Origin of the sequence: Paenibacillus sp. ACRRY, assembly GCF_022346995.1 — a bacterium.
Lineage (GTDB): Bacteria > Bacillota > Bacilli > Paenibacillales > Paenibacillaceae > Paenibacillus.
Map to the genome: position 1 here is coordinate 184,181 of NZ_JAKRNM010000001.1, position 14,087 is coordinate 198,267.

15 protein-coding genes are annotated in these 14,087 nt (G+C 46.3%); 11 read left to right on the plus strand and 4 right to left on the minus strand.

All coding sequences use genetic code 11. The annotated features are described in order from the left end of the window. The first annotated feature begins 72 nt into the window (after positions 1-72). A complete protein-coding gene (locus MH144_RS00895; RefSeq protein ID WP_239296578.1) occupies positions 73-1,017 on the plus strand; it encodes an ABC transporter substrate-binding protein in 945 nt (314 codons plus the stop codon). Positions 1,018-1,119: 102 nt separating this feature from the next. Here MH144_RS00895 and MH144_RS00900 read toward each other — a convergent pair whose 3' ends face one another. After that, positions 1,120-1,743, minus strand: coding sequence for a TetR/AcrR family transcriptional regulator (locus tag MH144_RS00900; RefSeq protein WP_239296580.1), 624 nt, complete (start codon positions 1,741-1,743; stop codon positions 1,120-1,122). A 176-nt stretch (positions 1,744-1,919) separates the two neighbouring features. Between MH144_RS00900 and MH144_RS00905 the strand changes: the two genes are divergently transcribed. The 3 genes from MH144_RS00905 (at position 1,920) to MH144_RS00915 (ending at position 3,868) form a co-directional block, all read left to right on the plus strand. After that, a complete protein-coding gene (locus MH144_RS00905) occupies positions 1,920-2,657 on the plus strand; it encodes an SDR family NAD(P)-dependent oxidoreductase (protein WP_239296582.1) in 738 nt (245 codons plus the stop codon). Positions 2,658-2,776: 119 nt separating this feature from the next. Beyond that, positions 2,777-2,905, plus strand: a complete 129-nt coding sequence (locus MH144_RS00910; RefSeq protein WP_220039431.1) for a DUF6254 family protein — start codon at positions 2,777-2,779, stop codon at positions 2,903-2,905. A gap of 327 nt (positions 2,906-3,232) precedes the next feature. Then, entirely contained in the window at positions 3,233-3,868 is a 636-nt protein-coding gene (locus MH144_RS00915; RefSeq protein WP_239296584.1) for a hypothetical protein, read from the plus strand. A 414-nt stretch (positions 3,869-4,282) separates the two neighbouring features. Here the strand turns inward: MH144_RS00915 and MH144_RS00920 are convergent, their stop codons facing one another. Next, a complete protein-coding gene (locus MH144_RS00920) occupies positions 4,283-5,167 on the minus strand; it encodes a DMT family transporter (protein WP_239296586.1) in 885 nt (294 codons plus the stop codon). Between the two features lie 224 nt (positions 5,168-5,391). On the opposite strand from MH144_RS00920, the gene MH144_RS00925 reads away from it, so the two are divergent. From MH144_RS00925 to MH144_RS00955, 7 genes are all read left to right on the plus strand, one after another. Continuing rightward, positions 5,392-6,357, plus strand: a complete 966-nt coding sequence (locus tag MH144_RS00925) for a LysR family transcriptional regulator (protein WP_239296588.1) — start codon at positions 5,392-5,394, stop codon at positions 6,355-6,357. Positions 6,358-6,466: 109 nt separating this feature from the next. Further along, positions 6,467-7,072 carry a TetR/AcrR family transcriptional regulator gene (locus tag MH144_RS00930; protein ID WP_239296590.1) on the plus strand — a complete coding sequence of 202 codons (606 nt, stop codon included), beginning with the start codon at positions 6,467-6,469 and terminating at the stop codon, positions 7,070-7,072. Between the two features lie 274 nt (positions 7,073-7,346). Continuing rightward, the gene (locus MH144_RS00935) at positions 7,347-8,114 is read left to right on the plus strand and encodes an ABC transporter ATP-binding protein (protein ID WP_239296592.1); all 768 of its coding nucleotides are present in this window, start codon (positions 7,347-7,349) and stop codon (positions 8,112-8,114) included. 46 nt (positions 8,115-8,160) lie between these two features. Then, a complete protein-coding gene (locus tag MH144_RS00940) occupies positions 8,161-9,219 on the plus strand; it encodes an aliphatic sulfonate ABC transporter substrate-binding protein (protein WP_239296603.1) in 1,059 nt (352 codons plus the stop codon). A 15-nt stretch (positions 9,220-9,234) separates the two neighbouring features. Beyond that, positions 9,235-10,032, plus strand: a complete 798-nt coding sequence (locus MH144_RS00945; RefSeq protein ID WP_239296605.1) for an ABC transporter permease — start codon at positions 9,235-9,237, stop codon at positions 10,030-10,032. 6 nt (positions 10,033-10,038) lie between these two features. Then, positions 10,039-10,872, plus strand: coding sequence for an ABC transporter permease (locus MH144_RS00950; RefSeq protein WP_239296606.1), 834 nt, complete (start codon positions 10,039-10,041; stop codon positions 10,870-10,872). Between the two features lie 77 nt (positions 10,873-10,949). Beyond that, entirely contained in the window at positions 10,950-12,305 is a 1,356-nt protein-coding gene (locus MH144_RS00955; protein WP_239296608.1) for an LLM class flavin-dependent oxidoreductase, read from the plus strand. A gap of 241 nt (positions 12,306-12,546) precedes the next feature. On the opposite strand, the gene MH144_RS00960 is transcribed toward MH144_RS00955, so the two are convergent. Both MH144_RS00960 and MH144_RS00965 read right to left on the minus strand, forming a co-directional pair. Next, positions 12,547-13,314, minus strand: coding sequence for an ABC transporter permease (locus MH144_RS00960; protein ID WP_239296610.1), 768 nt, complete (start codon positions 13,312-13,314; stop codon positions 12,547-12,549). Then, positions 13,315-14,076: an ABC transporter ATP-binding protein gene (locus MH144_RS00965; RefSeq protein ID WP_239296621.1), complete on the minus strand. Its 762-nt coding sequence runs from the start codon at positions 14,074-14,076 to the stop codon at positions 13,315-13,317. Between the last annotated feature and the right edge of the window lie 11 nt (positions 14,077-14,087).

Consider the following 14,087-nt stretch of genomic DNA (forward strand, 5'->3'; position numbering starts at 1 on the left):
AGCTGAATTAAATAGCGAAAGCATCAAGAATGCTGCAAAGACAATCTGTTAATAGATAGAGGGGAAGGCATTATGAACAAATTATGGGGAGTATTCTTATCGATATTTATAGTTGCAGCAGTAATCGCTGGATGTTCTGGAACGCCCGCTGAAGATACTTCTGAAGCCAGCAAAAGCAAGGGAAATGGATGGCCAAGAACAATCATGGATGCATCGGACCATGGTGTTGTACTTGAGAAACGACCAGAGCGTATAGCAGTTCTTCATCCATTGTACATGGATTACTTTTTTGCTCTGGATACGCCTCCGGTCGCATCCGTCAACGCAGCGGAAGCGATGGAGGAGTTTGCCACATTACAGCCTTACGCAGGATCTGCAGAAGTGATGGACCTCGGCAGCAGTTCAGCAAACCTGGAAAAGATTATCGAAACGAATCCGGATGTCATTGTCACGTTCAAGGGTTCAGTGGACACGAATTACGATGAATTAAACAAAATTGCGCCAGTGATTTTGATTGACTACACCGATACTTGGGAAAAAACGACCCGACTCTGTGCAACTATCGTTGGCAAAGAGGATTTCGCAGAAGGAATCATTAAGGAAACCCAAGATATGATCGCAGAAACGAAAAATCAACTAAGTGCTCTTCAGGATAAAACATTTGCCTTGCTCCGGGTAGACGGAAAAGCAAATTTTAATGCTCAAGGGTCTAAGAACACGATGTACTATAATGAAACCGCGGGTTTTGGATTGCTGGCTCCAGCAGGATATCCTGAAGAAGGGGAGTCACTTTCTCTGGAAGGACTCTCTGACATGAACCCGGATTATATTATCATTCAGCACAGCATTGATGTCGCAGAGGCTGCAGTCAAGGAGAAGGAATCTTCGAAGGTATGGAACTCACTGGAGGCCGTGAAAAATGATCATGTGGCTATCTTCGATAATTCACTAAATAGCGCAAGTATTCTGGCTGTACGTTTGGCCGCAGCGTATTTTGTAGATTTAGCCAACTCATAAAGATGGATTGAACTGTAGAACATATCGGAGGACATAATGCACTTTCATAGGAAGCCGCTTATAAAGCGGCTCTTCTTGTATGTAGTTTCTAAGGTAAGCTGCTCACTCGGTATCAGGGTCCAGCTTGTTCCCCACATAATGAAATGACTGGATATGTGTTTTGGTAAGTTCAATGACGTTCTTGATAAAATCCTCACGCGATTCACGAAATCCGCTTAATATCCAATTGTTTAATAAGCCGAAGAAACCATAAGCGGTATAGTATTTGAAATATTCCATGTTAACGGGGGAGTTGTTGATCGTTTCGAAAATAAATTGCTCCTCATAGATCTTGAGTATGGTCTGTGGAAAACCGGTATGCAGTCCAGGCAGCGTATCATCGTATTGAATCAGTTCAAAGAAGTCTCGGTTTTCATGAATATAATCCACAATTTGAAAGGAGTCCGAATTCAGTTTGTTCGTGAAGACTTTTTGGCCATGCAAATAGGGTCTGCCTACGGCACCTCTTAATCCTTCAAGCTTTTGACTCAACAATTCTTCGGCGAGAATGAACTTATCCTGATAGTGCAGGTAAAATGTACTGCGATTGTAACCTGCCTGGTCCACGATGTCTTTGACAGACACCGCATGAAACCCTTTTTTCTTGATGCGCTGTATTAGGGCTAATTTGAGGTGTTCCTTGGTGCGATTACGATGTTGAGTTGTCACAATAAATTCATCATTCATTCAAAAAGTCTCCTATTAATATCGACATTGTTCAGAGAAGTGTCTATTGGGTAGACACTTGATCTTATCTTAATGATTGGATTGTTACAATTTTAAGCATACAATTAGTTTTGTAAACATCATATAGCACTATTTATATAGGCGCTATTCAAAATATTATACTGGAGGAATTATTCATGGGCAAACTTCAAGATAAAGTAGCAGTCATCACAGGAGGAGCATCCGGAATCGGCGCAGCGACAGCACGTCTATTCGTTTCCGAGGGAGCTAAAGTGGTCTTGGTCGATCTGAATGAAGAAAAAGGCAAGGCGTTCGAGCAGGAACTGAAAGCGCTTAAAGCTGATGCCCTTTTTGTTAAAGCCAATATCACAAGTGAACAAGAGGTTGCTGAGATCTTCAAACAAACCGTTGAAGTTTTTGGCAAAGTGGACATCGTATTCAATAACGCAGGAATCGGACGTGTGCATCCTTCGCATGAACTGGACTATGCAGAATGGCGTAATACAGTCAACGTAGACCTGGACGGTGTATTTTTGGTTGCGCGTGAATCGATTCGCGAAATGCTCAAAATCGGTGGAGGAACGATCGTTAACACAGCATCCATGTACGGATGGGTTGGTTCACCTGGTTCTGCGGCCTATAATGCAGCCAAAGGCGGCGTCGTGAATTTGACTCGTTCGCTCGCGTTGGAATATGCAGAAAATAACATTCGGGTTAACGCACTATGTCCAGGTTTTATTGATACACCGATTATTCCTGAAGAGAGCAAACAGGCTCTTTCGGCAGCAACTCCGATGAAACGTCTCGGTCAAGCAGAAGAAATGGCTAAAGCCGTTCTGTTCCTAGCGAGCGATGATTCATCCTATATGACAGGAAACAGCCTGATCGTGGATGGCGGATACACTGCTCAGTAAGAGAGGTTTGTATTTGAATAGTCGATGATTCAGATGAAGCGTTGCATGCATGAAAGCAAGTGATAATTCACATCATAGAGAAGTAGTGTCACTCTAATTTCCTGAGGAGGAGATCTTTTATGGCTCGCCAGAAGAAAAGGCAGGAAGCTGCTTGGAAGTCACGAAAGCAAGAACAGCATCCTCATGGTAAAATCAGATCGCTTAAAGAATTATCAAGCGAATATGAAGAGAAGCATACTACGAGTTAAGCGAATGACTGTCGGACAACCTGTCCGGCAGTCATTTTATTAACGTCAAACTGTTAAGGGCTAATTCACATTGCTTGCAATACCGGGCAAGAGTGAGATAAAGAAATACGTTTGAAGTTGAAGTCGCTATGTAGCGGCTTTTTTAATATTAATCCTTAAACTTAAACAGCCAACCTGGGGAGCTTGGAGTAAAAATGTTGAGTGTACGATCAACGTAGCGGGTAATACACATTATTGTATCATTAGGAAGAGTTGGATCGTTTGTTTGTTGAGTAGATCTTCATTCAGATTTAAACTGTCAGGTTACGTTCGAAAGGAGCGATCACATTGAAAACGCGTTATGCCCTGTGGCTTAACATTCCGATGGTTATCCTGGTTCTGATACTTTCTGCTTGTACAGGCGAAGCGGAGCCAACCGCTAATCCGGAGCGTGAAACTCCAGAATCTGAATCGGTTTCACCTCCACCCTCCGAGGTGGAGCCAGCTAATGAAACTACTCGTCCAGAGACAGAGAGTTTTGAGTTGATGACAGCAGATGGAAACCAGTCCATGGAAGCGGTGCTGAAGCAAGGCAACGGATTTTCCTTGTATGTCTTTGAGAAATTTGCCTTCGATGAATCAGCAGGCCGCTTGTCGTTAAGCAGTAATCCTGATTATGTTGTGGACATTGAACCGCTGCCCTCCGATTACGATTTGACTCAGCTTGAAGCTGAAGGCAAAGAGGAACTCAGTGCAGTTGGTGAGGTATCCGATTATAGTGGCGAATTGGTTGAACATCCTCTTGGTTTCGCCGAGCTTTACCTTCAAGCTTCCGGAGAGGAAGGAATAAGCGATTATATGGTATGGAAGTCTGAAGCAGGAGATGCTTTTCTGTTCCGGCTTCATAATCCAAAAGGGGAAGAGGCATCCGATTTCGCTGGACCAGTCCTCGTTTCACTGTCGACCGTGCAAAGCGATACGTAGCCTAGGACTCCTTTAGGTAAAACGATGGTCGTCAGTGCCGTATTCATGACATGTCGAGTTACAGATATCCATCCTATATAAGTCGCTATTATAGCGTCTTTTGTTTTGCTGAATATAGCAGGGGGTTAAGGTGTGAGGACAAGAACACGTACCTAACGGCGTAAGGATGCCATCAGTTTACGAACAAACCATATTATTAATAAAACGATTAGGATGAGAATGATTAATCCTGAGATACCAATACTATTCAATATAAAAACCTCCTAAAATTACCCACTATTGTTAGGGTTCATTATAACACAGGAAAAAGAGAGAGCAATTAATGGAAATTGCATTTATTAATTTATGTACAATAAAAGGTCGTGAAATTAGCCCGATAGGCTGAATCTCAACGACCTTAACATGATCATTAATCTATGAGGTTGAAGCGGTATACGTAGCAATCTTTTTCCGCTGTTCCAGCCATTGGGAGATGAGGATCCCGCCGACTACCAGCAAAGCTCCGAGGTAACCCTGCATGCTCAGTCGTTCTCCGACGAAAACAAAGGCAATCAGAGCAGCGAATATCGGCTCGAGTGCGTACATTAATCCCAATTGAACAGGCGCAATGTACTTCAGGGAAACCGACTGTGCAATAAAACAAAAAGCGCTGCAAACCAGGCTAAGAGCAAGTATGGCCATCCATCCGTTAAAGGTACTAGGGAGGACGGGGGACTCAAAGATAAAAGAGAAGATCATGGCATAGACGGCCGTGAATCCCAATGAAAGAATGCCGACGGTAATAGAGTCGGTTTTTTTCACCGCCGCACCAGAAACCAGAATATATAACGCATTACCAATTCCTCCGGCAATGCATAGAATGTCGCCCGGATGAATTCGCAAATCACTGTTTAAGGTCAATAATCCAATACCGGCTATAGCAAGAAGAGCTCCAATTAAGTGACTAATCTCCAGCTTGTTTCGAAAAAACATGACGCTCAGCAGGGGAACGAAAATAACTGTAAGACCAACGAGGAACCCTGCGTTAGAGGTAGTCGTGGTTTCCAGGCCGTACAGAATAGAGACGCACACCCCAAGCAAAATGGCACCGAGCAGCGCTCCGTACCCGATGGTCGTTCTGTTAATCCGTCGCAGACGCTTGTAAAAAACAAAGCCGGTCACGAGGAAGGCAATTCCGAAACGGAGAGCAAGCAAATTAAATTCTTCCATGGAGCCAAGCCCCATTTTCATAAACAGGTAAGAAAATCCCCAACCCAGGGTAACGAGCAAAACAAGCAAATTGGCTTTCTGTGTATTCAACTTGACACGCATCCTTTAAACAGTGTAGTAGGTTTGGTATTTCAGCGTGTTCAAGAACCATGCCGATTTTCCTTCATCAGTATACTCCGATTTTTGCGGCACGAATATTGAAGGTTTGTTATACTAAGCATGAGAAAAAATCATGGATTATACCCGTCGAATGGGACTCTCGCAGTCTTGGAAATGGATCATAATATATATTAGGATAGTGAAGGTGTGACGAAGTGAGCATACATAAATATGAAGCTTTTATAAAGGTGGTCGAGCAGGGCAGTTTGTCCAAAGCTGCTGATCTGCTGGGAGTTACACAATCAGGAGTCAGCCATGCCATCAGCAGTCTGGAGGCTGAACTCGGTGTGGTGCTGTTTCTCCGCGGGCGTTCCGGCATGAAATTGACTCCGAACGGGGAGAAGCTGCTTAAGCCCATCGTTGAGATTCTGAATTGGAACGGACACTTAAAGCAAGTCGTCGCCTCCATCCATGGGATTGAAACGGGTACCGTTCGCATCGGAACATTCACCAGCGTTTCGGTCCACTGGCTGCCTGGCATCATGAAGGAGTATCAGGCTGAGTATCCACATGTGGAATTTCAGCTGATGGAGGGCAGCTATGAACAGATCGAGAACTGGATTGCCGAAGGCAAGGTGGATTGTGGGTTTATTACCATCCCTTCACGAGAAAACTTTGATGTCATTCCGCTTAGAAAGGAAAAGTTGATGGGCATTGTCCCCCGAATGGCTCCCTTCGACACCTTGTCCTACTTTCCATTCTCTCTGGCGGAGCATCATCCCTTCATCATGCACCAGGGAGGAACGGACTATGATGTGCAGCAAATGATGAGAAAGGCCGGTATTCATCTGAATGTCCGTTTATTCTCCAAGGACGACTATGCCATTATCGCCATGGTCAAGAATGGCCTGGGTGTGAGCATTCTGCCTGAGCTTGTAATGCAGGGATATGAGCAGCAAGTCAGTTATCTGGAACTGGAGGAACCCAGTTATCGTTTTTTGGGTTTGGCTGTCCGTTCCATAAAGGATGCTTCACCAGCGACAAGGCGATTTGTACAACATGTAGAACAGTGGGTAATCAAGAACGTGAGCGTAGGCGAGGAAGACATCGTTTCTAACAATGAGAGTATAGCCGGGAACACAGATGAACTGGAACATGTTCTAAGCCATGCAGACCGCTAATGCAGCGGTTTTTTTTATGGAATAAAGGAATACGTTGATGTGTTTCTGTGCTCATCAAGCCTTCAAGATTGCTATGCTATAATGAATTGCAGAAAGGGGTTGCACGGTAATGTCACCAAGAAACATAGAGAAAGATCTCCAGCAACGGGAAAAAAGAATCAACCACATCCTTGATTCCGCATTGGAGATTATCGCCCTTAAAGAAATCGGTTCAGTAAGCATCAACCACATTGCAGCGGCTTCAGGAATGAGTATTGGCAATATGTATCACTATTTCAAGTCCAAAGATGAGATTATCAGTGAACTTCTGAGAAGAGGCCAGACCAGTTACGGCGAACATGTGTCCCAACTTGCCGAGCAACCAGGCGACGCCCTGAGCAAGCTTTTACTCCTGTCTGAATCATGGCTCGCATTGGAGAACAATTGGGCATATACGATCCTTATCCATACGGCACGTCTTTCGGAAAGTTCCTCCGAAGAGATTCGGCGAGAAGTTACAGAACGATTTACGAATAACCTTGGCCCTGTAGCCAGTATTATGGAGCAGGGACAGCAGGAGGGATTGATTGTGGGTGGTGTTCCCGTGGAGCTTGCCTATTATTTTGTAAGTTTAATTCAAGGGCTGACGCTGCAGAAAATGCCAGGTGCTGAAGTACCAATCCGTGCGCAGGCGCAATCGATTGTCTCATTATTTGCCGCAAGACACGTCGATTAATGGGATTCAATTATCAGGTACACCTGATAAGAAAAACAAGCAAGAAAGATTAAATTTTAAGCAACACCGAAAGAAATGATTGACAAGAGAGTTAGGCCACTGCTACAATTTCCCCAACAAACCGAGTGAACGTTCGGTTTGTGAACGAGAGATCAACTGGACAGCCAGAGATCGTTCAAAGGGTAGAGATTTTAAAAGCAGAAGGCCTTTTTTTATGACTATAAAACCAAGTAAATTGATATGAAAAATTATTTTAAATTGGAGGTAACATGCGATGTTGACTATCGAGCGGTTGAACAAAACGTTCTCTGCTCCTACGGGGCCAATTATGGCACTAAGCAATATACGGTTGCAGGTTGAACGGGGACAATTTATCACTTTTATCGGACCAAGCGGCTGCGGCAAAAGTACATTGCTCAAAATCGTTGCCGGACTTGATACGACATATGAAGGCAAGGTGGAGCTGAACGGGAAGGCAATTACGGGACCAAGTGTTGATAAAGGTTTTATATTTCAGGAGCCACGTTTGTTCCCGTGGATGACGGTTGAAAAGAATATCGCTGCTAACCTTTCGCTGAACAATGCAGAGATTCGCTATCAAGTTCAAGAGCTAATTGAATTGGTTCGTCTACAAGGATTCGAGAAAGCGTACCCGAAGGAACTTTCCGGAGGAATGGCCCAGAGGGTTGCCATTGCTAGAGCACTGCTGCGCAAACCAGAGATTCTGCTGCTCGATGAGCCCTTTGGAGCTCTGGATGCCTTCACACGCACACATATGCAAGAAGCCCTGCTGGATATCTGGCAGAGCAGCCGGACGACCATGTTATTTGTTACACATGACTTAGACGAAGCGGTATTTCTCGGAGAGAAAGTCGTCATCATGAACCCTCGTCCTGGGCATATCCGCAATGTGATGAACGTAGACCTTCCCTATCCGCGTAAGCGTAGTGGTGGTTCCTTTCAGGAGCTTCGTTCCCGGGTTCTATGTGAGTTTGAAAAAGTGGAGCATCCTCCACTTATTGATGAGGGAGCCGGTATTTAATAGAGATGCATTAACGATTATGTGTTTATAAAGGGGATGCGAATAGATGAGTAAAAGATATGGCTTGATTACAGCATTATTAGTCCTGATCCTGATTGTTGCGGGATGCAGCAACGCTAACAACAATGCTGGCAACGGTGAGAAGGATGAGAGCTCTGGACAAACTGCAGGCACCTCGGCGAAAGAAGGCAATTTGGATTCAAAGGCATCCTACGAGGATGTCACGGTGAAAATTGGGGTGCAAGGCAAGGGAGGTTTGTTCGGCAAGGCGCAAGAACAGAAGTGGTTCGAAGAAGCATTTGGAGAAGTGGGAGCAAGAGTGGAGTGGGTGGAGTTTCAGAGCGGTCCTCCAATGGTTGAAGCCATGGCATCCAATCACTTGGACTTTGCTGGCATGGGCAACATGCCGCCCATATCGGCTCAGGCAGCCGGCATTGACTTCAAAATCATCTCACAGCTTCTTGATGGTAAGAACAATGTCGCAATCATTGTGCCGACCGATAGTCCCATTCAAACCATTGCCGATCTAAAGGGCAAGAAGGTCGCTGTTACCAAGGGCAGCAATGCTTACAATTTCCTTTATCAAGTACTCGTGAAGGCTGGCTTGGCAAAATCCGATATTCAAGAAATTCAATTACAACCAGATGAAACGCAGCCTTCATTCGAAAGTGGAAAAGTGGATGCCTGGGCCGTCTGGGATCCCTATATTACCCTGAATACACTTAGCGGCAAAGGGAGGGTACTGGCTGATGGGGAGACCGAGGGTGTACTGTCTCCGTCGTTTCAATTGGTTCGCTCAGATTTTGCAAAAGAGTATCCGGAGCTTGTTACCCTATATTTAAAGACATTTGAGCAGGCTCGCCAGTGGGAAGCAACTAACCAGGAGGAAGCCTTCCAGCGCTATGCCGATGAGCGGAGCATTCCGATTGAGCTGGTGCAAGGCATGCAATCGCGTGCAGCGATGGTTAACATTCCGGTCAGCGACGAAACCATAGCGGGTCAACAGAACACGGCAGATTTCCAATTCGAACTAGGTACCATCCGCAAGCAAATCAACGTGGCTGACGTGTTTGACAACCAGTACATTGAGGAAGCACTTAAATAAAGTAGAGGTGCGGTTATGCAGCATATATCGGGAAACAGGTTTGTACTTCGGGCTATTCATCTCCTGATCGGGATGATGCTCCCGGCGGCAGTATTAATCATATGGCAGATTGCATCCTCTAATGGATGGGTGAATGCGGTGTTAGTCCCGCCTCCCAAGGATATTTTGACTGAATTCGGACGGATGATCTCCTCAGGAGAACTGCTGACGAATTTGCGCATCTCGGCGGGGAGAGCAGCACTTGGATTCTTGATTGGTGGCGGGCTGGGGTTGGCTACCGGATTGTGGGTCGGATTTTCTATAAAGGCTGAACGGTTGCTCGATCCATCGCTTCAGTTACTTCGGACACTGCCTCACTTGGCTGTTGCTCCATTGTTTATTCTGTGGTTTGGCTTTGGCGAAACATCGAAGATTTTGCTGATCGCTAAGGGGGCTTTTTTTCCTCTATACGTTAATGCCTTTTTGGGTGTTCGTTCAGTAGATCGCCATTTGTTTGAAGTAGCACGCGTATTGGAATTCACTAGACTTCAGACCATTACTAAACTGATTATTCCTGCCTCTCTTCCTTCATTATTCCTCGGTGTTCGACTGTCCATTGCCGTAAGCTGGCTCGGCCTCGTTGTCGCGGAGATGATGGGTTCAAGCTCTGGAATCGGCTACATTATTAACGACGCACGATCCTTCTCACTAACGTCGGTCATTTTCGTTGGCATCATCGTCTTTGCGATTGTCGGCAAGGTAACGGATTCACTGGTAAAGCTGGCGGAGAAGAAATTACTGCGCTGGCAGGATTCCTTAGAGGGAGGGGGATAAACGATAATGCGTACGAATGATGTGTCATTAAACGCTAAGACAAACGAGAAGCAAACAGCGTTTGGAAGAAGGCCCCAGTGGAGATTGCCGAGCTGGTTGCACGGCTGGATGCTGCCTGTCATTGTAATTGTGTTATGGGAATCAGCATCTGCTCTTGAGCTGTTATCCGACTCGGTATTGCCAGCTCCGTCCCGAATTGCTCTAACCTTCTGGCATTTGTGCACAAATGGAGATATGACGGAACATCTGGCTGCCAGCATTATTCGTGCGGGAGGAGGATTTCTACTTGGAGCGGCAATGGGATTGCTGCTAGGGATATTCACGGGCTTGGGCAAGTGGGCTGAACAAACGCTTGATCCAACTATCCAAATGCTGCGGACGGTTCCGTTGCTAGCGGTTATTCCGCTGTTCATTCTGTGGTTCGGAGTCGGGGAAATATCCAAAATACTGCTGATCGCACTCGGATCGTTTTTCCCGCTCTATTTCCATACGCATCTAGGTGTACGTAGTGCTGACCGTAAGCTTTATGAGGTTACCCGTATTTTGCAATACTCCAAGTTCATGCTGTTAACGAAGCTGATTATCCCTTCGGCGTTGCCGAACATCCTGCTTGGCATCCGGTTATCCGTTGGGGCTTCATGGCTGCTGCTTGCTGTCGCAGAGATGATGGGTGCAAATGCAGGGGTGGGTTATATGATTCAAGATGCACGCGTTTACGCACAGACGGATATCGTTTTTGTTGGAATTATTCTGTTTGCGTTGATTGGTAAACTGTCGGATTCAGTCGTTAGACTGGCTGAAAAAAGATTCCTGCGATGGAGTAACACTTACAAAGGTTGATTATAGAAAATCAGGTAAATGGACAGATTTCAAAATAATTAGAGATCTTCGAAGTATGGAAGAGGGGGACGGATATGATGAATAAACGACAGGGTCAGCTTCATCTTGGTGCGTTCATATATTTCACCGGACATCATCACGCGGGATGGCGTCATCCGGAATCGGGTGTAGAGAAGATGTTCGATATTGAATGGTATAAACGAATTGCTCAGACCGCAGAGCGGGGGAAGTTCGATATGATTTTTTTTGCGGACTTATTGCATTTAATATACCCTGGCCGGGCTGCTGCAGGCATGTTGGACCCAGTTTCGCTACTCTCGGCGCTGTCCACGGTGACTGAGAAAATTGGGTTAACAGCAACGCTGTCGACAACCTATAACGAACCGTTTAATGCGGCCCGCCGTCTGGCCACGCTTGATCACATCAGCGGAGGCCGGACAGGGTGGAATATCGTGACGTCTCAAGTCGACACGGAAGCCCGGAACTTTGGTAGAGACAAGCATCCTGAGCATGCAACGCGTTATGAGATGGCGCAGGAATTTGTTGATGTTGTTACGGCATTATGGGACAGCTGGCCCCAAGATTCATTCGTGATGGATCGGGAATCGGGTACGTTTGTCGATGAATCCAAGCTGCGCATAGCTGAATATCAAGGTCAATGGTATTCCACGCATGGTCTTTTGAACGTGCCACGTCCACCACAAGGATATCCGGTCCTTATTCAGGCAGGTTCATCGGATCCGGGACAGGATTTCGCTGCAAAAGTCGGCGAGGTCATCTTCACGGCTCAGGCGTCTCTCGTAGCTGCGCAGGATTTTTATCGGAAGGTGAATGAAAAACTTCTGGCCGTGGGCCGTGAGCGTGGCAGCTTGCTCATCATGCCTGGCCTATCGCCAATTCTTGGTTCAACTGTGGAGGAAGCCCGGCGTAAGGAACGACAGCTGCTTGACCTCATTGACCCGCAGGAGGCTGTGATGATGGTATCCGGTATGCTTCAGACAGACCTCAGCGGATACCCTGCCGATGGCCCGTTACCTGACATCCCCGATCCGGTGGAAGCAAGTAATGGAATGAAAAGCCGTGTCCAGCTCATTATGGACCTGGCACGCAAAGAACGGTTGTCCATTACCGAGCTTGGGAGAAGGCTTCTCGGTGCTCGTGGTCATATGCAATTTGTGGGAACCCCAGAGCAGCTTACCAACCTAATGGAAGAGTGGTTTCATGGATATGGGTGCGATGGTTTCAATATCATGCCACCCGTTCTGCCGGGGGATCTCGAGGACTTTGTCCAGCATGTCATTCCTGAGCTTCAGCAGCGAGGCCTATTCCGTGAAGAGTACGAAGGGACAACGTTACGAGAGCATCTTGGACTTACAGAGCCATCCGTTATAGTTCGCCATAAACAGCAAGATGCCGTTAAACCATCACGTTGATGCGTTCTCAGTATGCTTGAAAACTAAAATATATGGAAGTGCCTTCTGATTATCTGACAGAAGCCTCAGAACCTCAATTGGCGAGCTAATTCACACTAAAACCAAAGCCCAAGTGCTGCTTAATAAGCAGCATACTTGGGCCTTCTTGTTTTATTGCTGCACAATGCGTTGGTGAATACATAGTAATTAAATGTGGAATTAGAGTTTAAACAGGGAGGAGGAATAGACAGAGAACAGATGATTACACCCGCTTGTTATACACTCTCATTGCAATAATATATGCCACCAGCAGGACCCCGACACACCATGCCAAAGCGACCCAAATCTCATTGCCTACCGGTTGATCTAAGAGCAGCGCACGGATTGCTTCTACGATGGAGGTTACTGGTTGGTTTTCGGCAAAGACGCGAACGACTGAAGGCATGGATTCGGTTGGTACAAATGCAGAGCTGATAAAAGGAAGGAATATAATGGGGTAGGAGAACGCACTTGCGCCATCCACAGATTTTGCGGACAGTCCGGCAATCGCTGCGACCCAGGTTAATGCCAGTGTAAACAGAACGAGTATGCCCGCAACGCCAAGCCATGAGAGAATTCCGGCTGGTGAGCGAAAGCCCATTACAAGTGCTACTAATATGATGACGACAACGGAAATAGCGTTGGAAACCAGTGAGGTCAGTACATGTCCCCACAATAAGGTGGAGCGTGAAATCGGCATGGAGTGAAACCGCTCAAATATGCCCCGCTGTACATCGATAAATAGACGGTACGCCGTGTAGGAAATTCCGCTGGCAATCGCAATGAGTAGTATACCGGGCAATAGATAGTTGACGTAGTTATCCGTCCCCGTTTGAATCGCACCGCCAAACACATAGACGAACAGCAGCATGAAAGCAATCGGCATGATCGTTACCGTAATGATGGTGTCCATACTGCGTAGAATATGGCGCAAGGAACGTCCCAGCATCACGCTCATATCACTGAAAAAGTGTTTTTTTACCGTTTCCATTCAATTGGCCTCCTTTTTGCCGATGACTGCGAGGAATATATCCTCAAGTGTAGGTTGCTTTTCGACATACTCCACTTTTGCGGACGGAATCAATTTCTTCAGATCGGAAAGTGTGCCGCTGGCGATAATTCTGCCCTCATGGAGAATGGCGATTCGATCAGCAAGCTGCTCAGCTTCCTCCAGATACTGTGTGGTCAGAAATACTGTCGTCCCGCCATCCGACAGCTCTTTAACAATCTTCCATACCTCAATGCGTGCTTCGGGATCCAGCCCGGTCGTTGGCTCGTCGAGAAAAATGATCTGTGGTTTTCCCACAAGGCTTAGAGCAATGTCGAGTCTGCGACGCATCCCGCCCGAATACGTCGATACCCTGCGGTCCGCAGCATCCGTCAGACCAAAGCGTTGAAGCAATTCTTCTGCAATCTGACGCGGATTTTTAAGATATCGAAGTTTGGCAATCATGATCAGATTTTCCCGTCCGGTTAAAATTTCATCCACGGCGGCAAATTGTCCAGTCAGACTGATCGCCTGCCGCACATGGTCAGGGTGTGTTGCAACATCGAATCCGTTCACGGTGGCGGTTCCACTGTCTTTTCTAAGCAGCGTGGTGAGAATTTTGACAACGGTTGTTTTGCCGGCACCATTGGAGCCGAGAAGGGCGAAGATACTGCCTTTTTCCACTTCGAAATCTACGCCTTTTAGGACGTGCAGCTGTTTGTAGGATTTTTGCAGGCCAATAACTTGAATGGACTTGTTTTGCATAAGATCCCCTC

What these genes read in the sequence shown, in the direction of transcription:
- MH144_RS00895 (WP_239296578.1), top strand. Translation starts at nt 73, where the DNA reads ATGAACAAATTATGGGGAGTATTCTTATCGATATTTATAGTTGCAGCA.
- MH144_RS00900 (WP_239296580.1), bottom strand. Translation starts at nt 1,743, where the DNA reads ATGAATGATGAATTTATTGTGACAACTCAACATCGTAATCGCACCAAG.
- MH144_RS00905 (WP_239296582.1), top strand. Translation starts at nt 1,920, where the DNA reads ATGGGCAAACTTCAAGATAAAGTAGCAGTCATCACAGGAGGAGCATCC.
- MH144_RS00910 (WP_220039431.1), top strand. Translation starts at nt 2,777, where the DNA reads ATGGCTCGCCAGAAGAAAAGGCAGGAAGCTGCTTGGAAGTCACGAAAG.
- MH144_RS00930 (WP_239296590.1), top strand. Translation starts at nt 6,467, where the DNA reads ATGTCACCAAGAAACATAGAGAAAGATCTCCAGCAACGGGAAAAAAGA.
- MH144_RS00935 (WP_239296592.1), top strand. Translation starts at nt 7,347, where the DNA reads ATGTTGACTATCGAGCGGTTGAACAAAACGTTCTCTGCTCCTACGGGG.
- MH144_RS00940 (WP_239296603.1), top strand. Translation starts at nt 8,161, where the DNA reads ATGAGTAAAAGATATGGCTTGATTACAGCATTATTAGTCCTGATCCTG.
- MH144_RS00945 (WP_239296605.1), top strand. Translation starts at nt 9,235, where the DNA reads ATGCAGCATATATCGGGAAACAGGTTTGTACTTCGGGCTATTCATCTC.
- MH144_RS00950 (WP_239296606.1), top strand. Translation starts at nt 10,039, where the DNA reads ATGCGTACGAATGATGTGTCATTAAACGCTAAGACAAACGAGAAGCAA.
- MH144_RS00955 (WP_239296608.1), top strand. Translation starts at nt 10,950, where the DNA reads ATGAATAAACGACAGGGTCAGCTTCATCTTGGTGCGTTCATATATTTC.
- MH144_RS00960 (WP_239296610.1), bottom strand. Translation starts at nt 13,314, where the DNA reads ATGGAAACGGTAAAAAAACACTTTTTCAGTGATATGAGCGTGATGCTG.
- MH144_RS00965 (WP_239296621.1), bottom strand. Translation starts at nt 14,076, where the DNA reads ATGCAAAACAAGTCCATTCAAGTTATTGGCCTGCAAAAATCCTACAAA.